10 protein-coding genes are annotated in these 14098 nt (G+C 60.7%); 1 reads left to right on the forward strand and 9 read right to left on the reverse strand.

Features of this window, described 5'->3' with window-relative positions; all coding sequences use genetic code 11:
* The first annotated feature begins 514 nt into the window (after nucleotides 1–514).
* Nucleotides 515–1114 (forward strand): Spy/CpxP family protein refolding chaperone, encoded by a 600-nt coding sequence (locus GGD90_RS16260; protein ID WP_153117759.1) that lies wholly within the window; start codon nucleotides 515–517, stop codon nucleotides 1112–1114.
* 47 nt (nucleotides 1115–1161) lie between these two features.
* Here GGD90_RS16260 and pflA read toward each other — a convergent pair whose 3' ends face one another.
* From pflA to GGD90_RS16305, 9 genes are all read right to left on the reverse strand, one after another.
* Nucleotides 1162–1935: a pyruvate formate-lyase-activating protein gene (gene pflA / locus GGD90_RS16265; RefSeq protein ID WP_153117760.1), complete on the reverse strand. Its 774-nt coding sequence runs from the start codon at nucleotides 1933–1935 to the stop codon at nucleotides 1162–1164.
* Between the two features lie 6 nt (nucleotides 1936–1941).
* Nucleotides 1942–4197, reverse strand: a complete 2256-nt coding sequence (gene pflB / locus GGD90_RS16270) for a formate C-acetyltransferase (RefSeq protein ID WP_153117761.1) — start codon at nucleotides 4195–4197, stop codon at nucleotides 1942–1944.
* Nucleotides 4198–4475: 278 nt separating this feature from the next.
* Nucleotides 4476–5366 (reverse strand): transglutaminase-like domain-containing protein, encoded by an 891-nt coding sequence (locus GGD90_RS16275; RefSeq protein WP_153117762.1) that lies wholly within the window; start codon nucleotides 5364–5366, stop codon nucleotides 4476–4478.
* Between the two features lie 108 nt (nucleotides 5367–5474).
* Nucleotides 5475–5807 (reverse strand): ElaB/YgaM/YqjD family protein, encoded by a 333-nt coding sequence (locus tag GGD90_RS16280; RefSeq protein ID WP_153117763.1) that lies wholly within the window; start codon nucleotides 5805–5807, stop codon nucleotides 5475–5477.
* A 393-nt stretch (nucleotides 5808–6200) separates the two neighbouring features.
* Nucleotides 6201–7058, reverse strand: a complete 858-nt coding sequence (locus GGD90_RS16285; protein ID WP_153117764.1) for an HNH endonuclease family protein — start codon at nucleotides 7056–7058, stop codon at nucleotides 6201–6203.
* Entirely contained in the window at nucleotides 7058–8833 is a 1776-nt protein-coding gene (locus tag GGD90_RS16290; protein WP_153117765.1) for an AAA family ATPase, read from the reverse strand. Before GGD90_RS16290 ends, GGD90_RS16285 begins: the two co-directional genes overlap by 1 nt.
* A gap of 1 nt (nucleotide 8834) precedes the next feature.
* Nucleotides 8835–11018 carry a restriction endonuclease subunit S gene (locus GGD90_RS16295; RefSeq protein ID WP_153117766.1) on the reverse strand — a complete coding sequence of 728 codons (2184 nt, stop codon included), beginning with the start codon at nucleotides 11016–11018 and terminating at the stop codon, nucleotides 8835–8837.
* On the reverse strand, nucleotides 11018–12118 hold the full coding sequence (locus GGD90_RS16300) for a PDDEXK nuclease domain-containing protein (RefSeq protein WP_153117767.1): 1101 nt from the start codon (nucleotides 12116–12118) through the stop codon (nucleotides 11018–11020). Before GGD90_RS16300 ends, GGD90_RS16295 begins: the two co-directional genes overlap by 1 nt.
* Nucleotides 12115–14070, reverse strand: a complete 1956-nt coding sequence (locus GGD90_RS16305; RefSeq protein WP_153117768.1) for a type I restriction-modification system subunit M — start codon at nucleotides 14068–14070, stop codon at nucleotides 12115–12117. The genes GGD90_RS16300 and GGD90_RS16305 overlap by 4 nt, the downstream gene beginning before the upstream one ends.
* Nucleotides 14071–14098 lie beyond the last annotated feature (28 nt).

A 14098-nucleotide genomic window follows, 5' to 3' on the forward strand; every position in this document is an offset into this window, starting at 1 on the left:
AGGATCAAACTCTTCAGTTTAATTCCTGATAAAACTCTCGCTTGACGTCGCAATTCTGGGTCTCCCCAAAATCACAGTTTTACATCTAGTGCGAGCACTACATCTTTTAGCGCGCAATCCCGAAAGATCGCTCACCTCGACAAGTACCCACACCTATCAATTGTCTCGTTTTTAAAGAGCTTTGAAATCAACCCCTTGGATTAATTTCGTCCGCCGCGTCAGCAGCAGAGGGGCGAATTATACAGAGCTTTTTGAGGGTGTCAAACTTTTTATTCGGGCATCTGAAAATAGTCTTTGCGGACAGTCACCAGGCCATTGCCCGCAAGCCGCGGCCGGCGCAGCGTGGTGCTGACCGAACCGAGATCAGGCAGGCTGGCGCACGCCTACAGCAACAGCGGCGCCTGCGGCGGCGCGCCGCGCATCACAGAGCGCACGACATAAACACTTACAGGGGCTTAGCGCGCCTTTACGCGTACGGAAAGGAAAATTCCTCACCTTTCCATGGAGCCTAGCAATGAACAAGCACTTCCTGATTCCGCTGCTGCTGGCAGCCGCGCTGTGCGTTGCCGCCTGCGCGCCGCTCGGCGGGCGCGATGATAACGACGGGCCAGGGCGCCGCGGGCCGGGCGGTGACAATGGGGGGCCCAGCGGTGGTGGCGGTGGCGGCGCGACGGTGATCTCGCTGCTGCAGACCCAGCTGGCGGAGACGGCCGAAGCGCTGAAGCTGACGCCGCAGCAGGTGGTCCTCTGGGACGCCTACCAGGAGAAGGTGAGCGCGCTGATGGCCGATCAGCTACGCGTGCAGCCCTACGGAATCAGTCGCCTCTCTGCGCCGCAGCAGATCGCGCGCAAGGTCGACGTGGTGCGCAACCGTCTCACCGCGATGGAAGAGATCGACGAGGCGGCGCGCCGGCTCTACGCGGCACTTGATACCCCGCAGAAGACGACCGCCGACCGCATGCTGCCGGGAACCGTCCCCGGCCTCTATTCAGGCTTCGTCGGCGACAGCGGCCGCAACGACAGCGGCAAGGGCCGCGGCGAACCGCCATCCGGCGGCGGCAACCGCGGTGGCGGCATGGGTGGCGGAGGCATGGGCGGCGGCGGACGTTTCTGAGCGGTGCGGCCGACAGGCCGCCCGCGAGCGCAGCGCCAGCCGGCGCTTCAGGTCGTGAACAGCCCCTGCGTGCGGAAGATCGCGCGCACCTGCGCAAGCAGCTCGTCGCTGGGTGGCGCCACCTCGGCCAGCCGGTACGGGCGCTCGCTGCCGACCCACTTGTGCTCGCCGAGCTTGTGGAAAGGCAGTACGTCGACGCGCTCGACATTGCCGAGACGCGCGGCGAAAGCCGCCAGCGCGCCGATCTCGTCGATACGGTCGGTGAGACCGGGGACCAGCACGTAGCGCAGCCACACCGGCTTTTTCAGCTCGGCCAGCAACTCGGCAAAGTCGAGCGTCGGCTGCAATGGCGCACCGGTCAGCGCGTGATAGCTGTCTTCGGAGAAAGCCTTGATGTCGAGCAGCACGAGATCGACGTCGGCGAGCAGCTCCGCATGCACCTTGCGCCCGGCAAAGCCCGAGGTATCGAGCGCCGTGTGCAGGCCGAGCGACTTGCAGCCGTGCAGCAGCGCCGCGGTGAAGGTCGGCTGCGCCAGCGGCTCGCCGCCCGAAAGCGTGACGCCGCCGTGGCCATGGTGCAGAAAGCCCTGGTAGCGCGCGATGTCGAGCAGCACGTCGGCGGCTGTCGTCAGCCGGCCGTCGGTCTGGTGCCAGGTGTCCGGGTTGTGGCAGAACTGGCAGCGCAAGGGGCAGCCGGAAAGAAAGACGACGTAGCGGATTCCCGGCCCATCGGCGGCACCGCCGGTTTCGGTTGAATGCACCCAGCCCTCTACCGTCGCCGCGGCGGCGGCGAGGTCCGGATCAAGCTCGATTCGCTGCAAAGCCCCTCACTGCGCCGAGTGGAAGGTGCGATTGACAACGTCGAGCTGCTGCTCGCGGCTCAGGCGGACGAAATTCACCGCGTAGCCCGAAACGCGCACCGTCAGCTGCGGGTACAGCTCGGGATGGTCCATCGCGTGCAGCAGCATCTCGCGGTCGAAGACATTGACGTTGATGTGATGGCCGCCCTGGTCGAAATAGCCGTCGAGCAGCCCGGCCAGATTGTCGACGCGATCACTCTCGGTGCCGCCGAGCGCCGACGGGACGATGGTGAAGGTGTAGGAAATACCGTCGAGCGCGTCCTTGTATGGCAGCTTGGCCACCGAGGCCATCGACGCCAGCGCACCCTTGTGGTCGCGCCCGTGCATCGGATTGGCGCCAGGCGCGAAAGGATCACCCTTCTTGCGGCCGTCGGGCGTGTTGCCGGTTTTCTTGCCGTAGACCACGTTCGAGGTGATGGTCAGCACCGACTGCGTCGGCAGCGCGCCGCGATACGGCTTCTGCTGGCGGATGTAGTTCATGAAGGTTTCGACCAGCCAGCTGGCGATCGAATCGACACGGTCGTCGTCGTTGCCGAAGGCCGGGTAGTCGCCCTCGATGGCGAAATCGCGGATCAGGCCGCTCTCGTCACGGATCGGCTGCACGCGCGCATAGCGGATTGCCGACAGCGAATCAGCGACCACCGACAGGCCGGCGATACCGCAAGCCATGGTGCGCAGCACGTCGCGATCGTGCAGCGCCATCTCGATGCGCTCGTAGCAGTACTTGTCGTGCATGTAGTGGATGCTGTTCAGCGCCTTGACGTAAACGCCGGCGAGCCACGCCATCATCGGCTCCAGCCGCGCGATCACCTCGTCGTAGTCGAGCACCTCGCCGCCGATCGGCGCCAGCGCCGGGCCGACCTGATCGCCCGACAACTCGTCGCGGCCGCCATTGAGCGCGTAGAGCAGCGTCTTCGCCAAATTGGCGCGCGCGCCGAAGAACTGCATCTGCTTGCCGACGCGCATCGCCGACACGCAGCAGGCAATGGCGTAATCGTCGCCCCAGAACTGGCGCATCAGGTCGTCGCTCTCGTATTGCAGCGAGCTCGTCCTGATCGAGGTATCGGCGCAGAACTTCTTGAAGCCTTCGGGCAGATCCTGCGACCACAGCACGGTCATGTTCGGCTCGGGCGCCGGGCCGAGGTTGGAGAGTGTATGCAGGAAGCGGAAGCTGTTCTTCGTCACCAGCGTGCGGCCGTCCTCGCCCATGCCGCCGATCGCTTCGGTCACCCAGGTCGGGTCGCCGGAGAACAGCTGGTCGTACTCGGGAGTGCGCAGGAAGCGGACGATGCGCAGCTTGATCACCAGATCGTCGATCAGCTCCTGGGCGTCGGACTCGTCGATCAGCCCGGCGTCGAGGTCGCGCTGCATATAGATGTCGAGGAAGGTCGCCACGCGGCCGAGCGACATCGCCGCTCCGTTCTGCTCCTTGATCGCGGCGAGATAGGCGAAGTAGGTCCACTGCACCGCCTCGCGCGCGTTCTGCGCCGGCAGGCTGATGTCGAAGCCGTACTTGGCGGCCATCTGCTTCAGATCGTCGAGCGCGTGCCATTGATCGGTGAGTTCTTCGCGCTGGCGGATGATCTCTTCCGAGAACTCGCGTTCGTCGAGCTCGTGGAACTCGCGCTTCTTGTCCTCGCGCAGGAAGTCGATGCCGTACAGCGCAACGCGCCGGTAGTCGCCGATGATGCGGCCGCGGCCGTAGGCGTCGGGCAGGCCGGTGATGATCGCCGACTTGCGCGCGCGCATGATGTCCGGGCTATAGACGTCGAAAACACCGTGGTTGTGGCTCTTGCGGTAGCGGCTCCAGATCTCGCTGATCTGCGGATTGATGGTGAAACCGTACGAAGTGAGCCCGTTCTGCACCATGCGCAGGCCGCCGTTGGGCATGATCGCGCGCTTGAGCGGCGCGTCGGTCTGCAGGCCGACGATGATCTCGTTGTCGCGGTCGATGTAGCCGGGGTCGTGCGCGGTGATGCTCGACGCGCGGTCGGCCGAGACATCGAGAACGCCCTTGGCGTGCTCTTCCTTGAGCAGCACCTGCAGCTTGTGCCACAAGGCGAGCGTGCGCTCACTGGCACCGGCGAGGAAGGAAGCGTCGCCGCTGTAGGGCGTGTAATTCTTCTGGATGAAATCACGCACATCGACGCGCTGCTGCCAGTTGCCATCGGCAAAGCCTTGCCACGCGTGCGCGCGAAGACCGATCCTGGTCATGGTATTCATGTGGCTGCTCCTCAGTAGCGGCGCCCGGTTGGCGCCCGATGGCGGTGCCCGGATAGGGCAGGGCCGCAGCTAGTCTTGAAACGGCCGGTTGGACCGTTTGCCATTGCATTATGGCAGCGTCAGACGAAGTTGCCGGATTAGTTCGGCACCTTGCGCCGCATGGCCGCCGAAGCAAAAGCCCCGGCGGCCAACAAGCTCGCTAAAGACTACCACCGTATGTATCTGAGTATATTGCACATTTTTTACAGCACGGACCAGACCTGCCTGGCCCGAACGGCCTAAACCGCAGCGTCAGCCGGCACCGGGCCGCTGTCGGTGGACAGCGCCTCTGCGCAATGGTGCGGCAGCACCATGCCGGCCGCCGCATCGGGCACGGCCACGGCCTTGATCACCGGCGCGTGCGCGCGCACGCCACCGAACATCGTGGCGAACGACACGTCGGCCGCATCGCGCCCGGTGCCGAAGCGCACGAAGCCCATCGGAATGCCGGTGCCGGAAGGATCGAAGATGTACCAGCCACCGTCAAGATAGACCTCGACGTAAGCCTGAAAATCGGGAGGACCAAGCGCCGGATCGGCGCCATAGTCGGTGCCCGTGGCAAAGCGCGCCGGAATATTGACGGCGCGGCAGAGCGCAATCATCAGGTGCGCGAAATCGCGGCAGACGCCGACCTTTTCGATCAAGGTATCGACCGCCGAAGTGTTGGTGGTCGAGCAGTTGGAGGTAAAGCTCACCCAGCGCGTCACCCAGTCCTGGATCGCCAGCACCCGGCAATAACCGCGCGGCAGCCCACCGAACTCGTGCGCCGCCAGCCGGAGCAGCCGGTCCGACTGGCAGTAGCGGCTGGGATAGATATAGCTGATCACCTCCGGCGGCAGATCGCGGATCGGCACCTCGCCAATCCCGGCCGGATCGGCAAAGCGGTGCAGCAGGTCGACGGTAGCCAGGTAGCTCACGCGCAGATCGCCGGGACCGGCATGCACATACAGATAGCGGTTGCCCGTCTGCGGTGCGGTGCACAGGCGCTGCGGCACCGCCTGACTCAGGCTCAGGTGCTCGCCGCTGATGCTCTGGCTGGGCGTATGCGCGGCGTGGATGTTGAAGACGAAGTCGGCGCCAGCGGCGGCGATCTCGTAGTTCAACTCGATCTGGATGTCGATGCGGATCATGTGCGCAGCGCCCCGCTGATCGCCGGCCGAGGCCCGGCCGGCGCGCTGAGGCGAGCAGTGCCTTGCCGGCAGATCAAGACAAGCGCACGACTGCCGGCAAGGCCGCTATCAGCGGCGGGCAAGCACGACGCCCAGCAGCAGCCCGGTCGCGGCGGCGACACCGACGATCACCCACGGATTGTCCTTCACGTAATGCTGCGTCGCATCGGCGGCGTAGCGCGCCTTGCCCGTCACCGTCAGGCGCGCGTCGTCAAGCGAGGAGCGCGCACTCTTCAGCCGGCCCTCAATGCGCGTGCGCGTCGCCGCCAGCTCGTCGGCGCCGGAACTGACCACCTGATTGAGCAGGTCGTCGGCATCGCTGACAACCACCGCGAGGTCGTTGAGAAGCTTGTCTTTCTTGCGGTCAATGCTGTGCTCGCCGACAGTAAGTTCAGTCGCCATGATGTCTCCCGGAATACGTTGATCGGTGCCCGGCGAGGGTGCCGGTTTACGATCCGGGAGCTTGCGCTACGACGGCCGGGCGGTCTGTACGCTGGAGCACAGAGGTTTCAAGAGGTCACTGCAGCCCCTACTAGCATGATGGAAAATGCGTGACGAGATGAGCACCGGCAAAACATCCGGCGCTATCGCCAGGAGATCGATGCGCCCGCCATTGTTGGCCCGCTCTTGTCGGCCAATGAGCATCTACTCACTGGAGAGAATGCGCGGATCGCGCACAATCATGTCCCCAGCTGCTGCTCGCTGGTCAGGGGCGTGGAGTTCAGCAGGGTGGGCGTCTCGCCGACGCGCCCGATGGCGTGGTGGATGGGCATCGCAATTCTTTCGGTATAAGCCTCAGGCAATCAGATGAAGTAGCTGCTGGTCGTTGCGAAGCTTCACACACCATTTCGCAACCGATGACAGTTCGGCCTTGGGACTGATGAGCGCGCGCATCTGCTGGCGAATATGTTTGAGCTTCTCCTTGGCCGCCGGATTCGCTGCGAGGTCATTGCGCGCCTTCGCTTTGTTGTACTGCTCAATCAGGTTGTCAACCTGCTGCCACACCTTGCGGCGTTCATCTGACAGGGCGGGGTGCTCATTGAGCTTCAAGCGCCTCACGGTCTCTTCAACGCGCTGGCGATCCCAATCAGAACAGCCCGGTCGCGGAATCGCATTGCCCTCTTCGTTGAACGCCAAGAGTTTCACATCGTCTTCCTCGATGGGATCAATCAGGTAAGCGACTTCCGACTCTTCGCATTGCGCCGCATACGTGGAACACATCGAACCCTTCCGCAGCGGAAACCAGCCACCTTTCTTGCGGTTGCCCACGTTGCCGCAGGCGCGAAAATTCACGTAGTTGAAGGCCAACCACCAGTAGCCATCCCGCTCATCCTTATCGATACCCTTGGCCTGTTTTTTCGGGCGGAAGTGCTCCACGTCGTAGTGCGAATAGAGCTCACGCGCTTCCGAGAACCAGCACTTGCCGTAAGACAAAGCCAGCAGCCAGGGCTTCAGCTCGGCCCAATGCCCGCTGTTTTCGTCGATCAAGTCGTTGCGAGCTTCGCGCTGGCCCGCTGCCTCGAGCTCGGCAAGCTCGCTCACCAATTCCTGCGAGCGATTCTGCCAGGCCTCCCACGTATCCTTGCTCCAGGCTGTCCAACCCGGAATGTCCGTATCCGTCGGCCGTCGACTTTCGAGGTCGATCCAGATCATTAGTCCTTTTCCTCCTCGCGCAAAATCTCGTCGATGATCTGCTCGGCAAGCTTGTCCTGCTCCGCAATCTCTTCCGCCGACAGATTCGGGCGGCGTAACTTGCGGTGCTCAGCTAGCTTGCGCACGAACAGCGCGTAGTCCGGGTCACGAAAGTCCGCATTCGAAAAGCCGAGGTCGGCCAGCTCGGTCGACAGGCAGGTTAGCTCTGCTTCCTCATCCGCCGTGCGGGGCGATTTGACGAACAGATCGTTGCGGCGCTTCAGGCGGCGCTCGGTTTCGATATCCAGCGTTGAAGACAAGCCGAACAACTCGCTCTTCAGCAAACCTGTAACGCCCATGCCCTGCGGGTGAATCGCGGGCGATTCGATTTCGGTGTGTGACTCCAGCTGGTGAATCACATGCACCTGCTCTCGCTTGAGGCCACCAAGCAGGATGGGGTCGTGCGTGGTCAGCAGCACTTGCGACTCACCCGCCGCACCCAGGCCCTGCTCGTCTTCCATCGCGTCCTTAATTTCATCAAACAGACGTAACTTCCAGATCGGGTTCATGTGCGTATCCGGCTCATCGAGCAGGAACAGGCAATGGTCGTCGCGGGTGATGCGCATCAGGCCCAGCACGGTGAGCATCTGTAGCTCGCCTTCGGAGAGCTGGGTGAAGCTCACCTTGCCGTCGTGCCCGTCGCCCAACTCACGCTTCTTCACCGTGATGCGCACTTCCTCGATCAGGTCGCCGATGTAGGCGCCTTCGGCGTAACGGAAGAAGCTGTCGGTGCCGCCCACCAGCTCGCCCAGTTGCTTGAGCTTGGCCTGGCTGGGCACGTAGAGGTAGAGCTGGCGTTGCTTCTCGGTGCGGCCACGGAAGTCGATCTGCTTGTCTACCTCCTGAGCAATCGGCGCCCACGCCACTTGCCACAGCTTGTCGAGGAATTCACTCACCACGTTGCCGCGCGCATACCAGAAGCGCGGGTCGCCCTCATTGAGTTCGTTCTCTTCAAATTTGCTGCCGCGTCGTTTTTCGCGCAGCTTGTGCGGTTCCTTGAGCACGAAGAGCGCGGATTCCAGCGACTCGATGTGCAGGGTCTCCAGTACCTTCTTGAACACCGGATCATCAGAGAGCAGGCAGGCCAGCAGCACCAGCTGGCTGTGGCCACCCCGACAGTAGAAAAGGCGGCGCAAACGGTCGTCACCAAGGCTGCGCAAGCGGCTCTCATCGCGGCGTTTCGCTTCCTCAATGGCGCGGATGTCCGCCTCGCTGCCAGTGAAATTGCGCAACAACTCGGGGGGAAATACTTCCTCGGCAACAATCTCTTGTCGGCGGTTGAAGCGCCGCTGATGCTCCTGGAACAGCGTCTCAATGCGCTCGTTGCGGCCGGAGTAGTAGGCGAAAAGGTGCGAGGGCAGCAGCTCGCGGTTCTTGAGCAGATAGCCCTGTGACTGCTTCTCGCCATCCACCCACACATAGGGCCGCTTCTGCTTGGCCGTGTCAGCCTGCAGTTTCACCACGCGACCACGAATCTCGTATTCCAGCGTGTAATCGAGCCGCTGCTTGTCCAGCGTTTCGCTATCCAGATCCAGATCGATATTGCGGAAGATGGTGATCAGCGCTTCGATCAGGTTGGACTTGCCGGTGCCGTTCTGGCCGATCAGCGCATGGCTGCGGATGGGCCGGGACGCCTCATCCGAGCGGCCCGGCGTGGCCTCCAGCTGCGTCGCAAAGCTCAGCTTTGCATCACGCAGATTGCGGAAGTGTGGAATGGCAAGATAGCGCAGTTGCATACTAGGCATCCACCAATTGCACATTGGATGCTGAGGCTATCCGAATAAATCCAAAGCTGATTTCTTTGTTCAGCTGATCCATGAATTGACTCTCGTTTTCTCCGTACATTTTCAAGAGATCGCGTTGATACATCCCCTCTTTGTTCGACTTCAGCAAAAGGGACAAAACGGCGTCGCTTTCTGGAATATTTTTGAGATCAAGTTCATCACGAAGTTTGAGTAGCACCGGCTCCTCGATCCAGCCGTGTGCCACCTCGGTTTTCAGCTGCGCGTAGAAAGCATCGATCTCGCCACCATAGCGCTGCCACAAATCCTGAGCTGAGAGCTCGCCGTTCTGCCGTGCCAGCAGGCCGGCCAAGGGCGCTTGTACTTTGACACTGGGCGCTTGGCCGAGGCGCAGCTTGGAAATCAATTCGGTTTGCGGGACTTTCACGGGTTTGTCTTCCTCTTGTTCGATGGCAATGCCTGTCATAGCGGAAACAGAAGCAGAGGCCAATTGCTGCCCTGTTCGAATAGCCGTCCCAATCCGCTCACTGTAACTATCGATAAGCTGCATAAAGACTTCCAGCTCTTTCAGGACTCGCTTTTGTTCAGCGATCGGTGGCAACGGGATGGTTATGGAACGAAGCTTGTCTTGCGAAATGTTCATCTGACTATCTGCCATGCCAGATTTCAACCGCTCAACGATACGGCCAGGCTCTCCTGCCGAAAGACACAACGCAACAAACTGTGGATCAATGAGGTCGTTGACGATGTGAAAGCGAATCAGCTTGTCTGAAATCATCAATCGGGGAGGGGCGGAATCAACAACACAACAAATACCCACGCGATTTTTCGGCCCCGCCCGTGTAATCAAGATATCCCCAAGCTCAACCTGATACTGAGGACGAGGTTCAAACGATGCTGGCAGCTCTTTATGCTCAATCGGAAGAAACCTGAGCACCTGTACTGAAGTTGTTTTCAATACACCCCACTTACTTTCGTCTGAACGAGAGTTTGGTAGGCAGGCGGGGCTCCAGCCTGCGTCAATCGTGGATATTGCGTCATCGAGAGCGATGACATCCCAGTGAGCTGGGAGGGTCGTTTCCTCAAGCAGTTCTGGTTTAACGTGCTTCTTCCGAGCAAACACTCCTTGATTGATGCCCTTTTCCTTGGCACTCAATATTCTTGCTTTCAATACCTGTGCCGGTTCATCGCTTTCGTTTGGTTTGCTCAACAATCCGGAAACAGCTAAATCCATCGCAACCTTATGCAAGGCTTCCACATCCTCCGGCGCGCTGAACAAGCGGCTGAAGTTCGCTTCCAGCCGTGCCCAGCTGGCTTGCAGTTCGTGCGGGCTTTGGGCTTTGGCGACGGCTTGCAGGGTGGCTTGGCGCAGGGCGTTCTGCAGCTTGCGGCGTTTTTGTTGGTCGTCCTCCAGCTTGTCGCACAGCGACATCAGCTCATCAACTTTGGCAACGATGCGAGTTTGTTCGGCCTTAGGTGGCAAGGGCATTGCGCAGAGCGCGAAGTAATCCGTAGGCAAACGTTTCTGTCCGGCTGTACCGGTCATGCTGCTTTGCCCTTTGACGCGAAACAGTGGCGAGCGCAGGAACAGGTAAACGTAGGCAGCAAGCACGTCTTCACTCATCGACCGAAATACATGGAATTCGGTGGAGCCCGAGCCGATGCCGTGTTTCAGGCCGCTGACGACAGCAGCCTTGCCGTTCTCAAAGCAAGGCGTGATCTTGGCAAGCAGCACGTCGCCATTGGCGAAGTGTGTGTAGCCCTTGCTGATGCTCGCCCAATCGGTTTCTTTGCCACCGACTGCTATGCCGTGCTTCTCGGATACGGCCGCCATGGGGACGAAAGCCGCTTTGGCTTCATCTGACGCCAGATTGCGTGGGTTGATCTCGCCTAGATCCAGCAAGCGACTCCAGCGCCAACTCGGTGGCAACTCGACAGCCGGTAGATTCAGCGGCGCAGATTCAAGTTTTGGAGCGCGCTTCCAGCGCTTCTCTGCAAGGAGTTGCTGGCGAATACGGGTGACATTTTCCAACACCGTGTCCGCGTTGCCCTCTTCTGCTTGCTGAGGCACCAATCGGCCCGTGATGGCGAACTGGTAGATCAACTCGCGCAGGCGTTCGACGCCCCCCGGTGCATTCGCGATATGCCCGAAATCGGCCAGAAATTGTTGCGCGTCCATCAGGCGTCTTCCCCACTGCGGTTTTCGAGTCGGGCGCGCGATTGCGCAATGGCTTGGTGCAGCTTGGCCTGCAGCAGGTCTTTGGGCGGCAGGGCGGTGAGGTATTCGGCGACGTGGATGCCGCTGGCGTCGAGCTCCAGCAGTTCGATCTGTTCCTGCTTTTTGCCGCTGCACAGGATGATGCCCAGCGGCGGCGCCTCGCCGGGCTCTTGCTCGTACTTGGCGAGCCAGCGCAGGTAGAGCTCCATCTGGCCTTTGTGCTCGGGCTTGAAGTCGCCGAGCTTTAGTTCGATGGCGACGAGACGCTTGAGGCGGCGGTTGTAGAAGAGCAGGTCGATGTAGAAATCGTCCTGATCGATCTGGATACGCTTTTGCCGTGCGACAAAGCTGAAGCCGGTGCCGAGTTCGAGCAGGAAGTGTTCGAGCTCGCGCAGGATGGCGTCTTCGAGGTCACGTTCTAGGTAGCGGTCTTGCAGGCCGAGGAAGTCGAGCACGTAGGGGTCTTTGAGCAGCAGTGCGGGGCTGAGGTCGCCGCTGTGGCGCAAGGAAGCTAGCTCCTGGGCGAGCAGGGCTTCGGGCTGGCGCGATAGTGCGGTGCGCTCGAAAAGCTGGGAATCGAGTCGTTCCTGTAGGGTGCGAGTGCTCCAGCCTTCTTGCTGGCACATCTGCAGGTAGAAATCGCGCTTGAGCGGGTCGTCGATGTAGATGAGCGCCTTGAAGTGCGTCCAGCTCAATTGTCTCTGCGCTGCGGAGACAATTACCGTGTCGGGAAAGGCCTCGGCAAAGCGCAGCATGTGGCGCAGGTTTTTCTCGGAGAAACCCCGGCCGTAGTCAGCCTCCAATTGTCTCGACACTGCAGAGACAATCTGCTCGCCGTAGGCGGCACGCTCGCCTTTGAGCAGTTCGCAGCGGATGCGTTGGCCGATGTGCCAGTACAGCACGGTGAGTGCGCTGTTGACGGCGCTGGCGAGCTGCTGGCGGCCTTGCTCGATGAGGCTGCGGATATCACCCAGCAGTTCGTTGTGAGTCACACGCTCTGAGAGGGTTGGGGCTGCCTTGGATACTTTTGATGCTTTGGGCACTTTGGGGCTTGGGCTCATTCTTCTGCGGCCTCCACCGTGAAGTGATGTGCCAGGGCTGCAGCCAGTTCGCTCTTGAGCTGGTTCTCGGTTTCCTCGATCTGGCCGAGCAGGGTTTTGTATTTCTCCAGCAGTACGTCGGGGTCGTGGGTCTCTTCTTCTGGCGCGTAGGGGTTCTTGCGGTCGAGGTTGTAGATGGGCCAGTAGATGCGGTCGGCGGCAGATTGGGCGTCGCGGGCTTGCAGATCCAGAGCATCCGCAACATCGCGCAGATGGGCTGCGGATATTTCCAGCAATGCGATGGCTTGTTGAGCGCTTTGACGCTCAATGGCTGACTGCAACTCCGTGATGAGCACCGACAGATACGCCTGCTCCTCTGCATCGGCTTTCTTGAGGCCGTCCGTCAAATCCGCCAATTGCGTCTTCAAGTGCTCGACCAACGCGGGATCATTACGTCGCCCGGTCAGGCTATCGGACAGATATCTGGCCTGGCGACGCTTTAAACCCGCGCGCGCTCGAAACTGCTCTGCCTTGTCCCAATAGGGCTTTGCTTCTGCGACAGCTGTCTCACGGACCTTGCCGAATTCGTACTTCCAGGCTTTCTTGTCGGTGATCTCGGGATCGGCATCATAGGCTTCGCGCGCTGCGAAGTTATCGGCCTCGCTGCCCCACCAGTTACGAATTGGCTCGAGCTCTTCGAGCTGGATGGGCTTGGTCTTGGAATAGCTCTTGTAGCCCGGTGGGTAGGGATGCTCGTAAAACCAGATGGTGTCGGTGTAGAAGTGATCACCGTCATCATCGACCACTGCGCCCTTGGTGAAGAAGAGCAGATTAGTCTTGATGGTGGTGTAGGGCGCGAACACGCCCTTGGGCAAGCGGATGATGGTGTGCAGATTGCAGTCGCGCAGCAGCATCTCTTTGAGTGTGCCCTTGATGCCGTCGCCAAACAGGAAGCCATCAGGCAGCACGACTGCAGCGCGGCCGTTCTCGTGCAGGAGCTTCTTGATGATGAGGGCAATGAACATGTCGGCGGTTTCGCGTGTGCGCAAGTTCGCCGGGTAGTCGCTGCCTACGCCGTCATCTTCGTAGCCGCCGAAAGGCGGGTTGGTGATGAGGCACATCACTTTTTCGTGCGCGCCCCAGTCGTTCCAGGGGCGGCCGAGGGTGTTGCGGTGCTCGATCTGGCTGGGGATATCAATGCCGTGCAGCAGCATGTTGGTGGTGCACAGCAGGTGGGGGAGCTGTTTTTTCTCGAAGCCGCGAATCAGCGTTTCGATTTTCTTCTTGTCGTTGGCTTTGGATTTGGTGTTGATCTGTTTGGCGAAGTGGTCGATGGCTGCCGTCAGGAAGCCGCCAGTGCCGCAGGCCGGGTCAAGCACTTTTTCGTTCGCGTCGAGTCGCGGGTTGACGCGTTCGACCATGAACTGGGTGATGGCGCGCGGGGTGTAAAACTCACCCGCGTTGCCTGCACCACGCAAGTCGTTGAGCAGTTGCTCGTACACATCACCAAGCTGGGCGCGTTCCTTGAAATCGTCGAAGTGGATCGCTTCTTCGAGCTTCTCGATGACTGCGAGGAGCTGGGTGCCGGACTTCATGTAGTTGTTGGCGTCCTCAAAAACGCCGCGGATCACCGCATGCTGGGCGCTTTTGGTGGCGTCCAAGTCTTTGAGCTGGGGGAAAAGCCGGTTGTTGACGAAGCTGATGATCTCGCTGCCAGCGATCTGTGGCTGCTTCTTGCCGTCTTTGCCGGGCATATACTCTGCCCAGTTTCGCCAACGGAATTCTTCGGGCAAGGGCGATGTGTATTGCTTGCGCTGGTCTTTGGCGTCGTCCTCCCATTCGCGTTCGCGCTGATCGAAGACCTTGAGGAAGAGCATCCAGGTGAGCTGGCCGAGGCGCTGGGCATCGCCGTCGACGCCGTCGTCCTTGCGCATGATGTCCTGAATGGATTTGATCGTGCTGCTGAGATTCATTGCTTACTTTTCTGGGTGTATGGGCAGA

The organism is Rhodocyclus tenuis, from assembly GCF_014197755.1.
GTDB lineage: Bacteria > Pseudomonadota > Gammaproteobacteria > Burkholderiales > Rhodocyclaceae > Rhodocyclus > Rhodocyclus tenuis.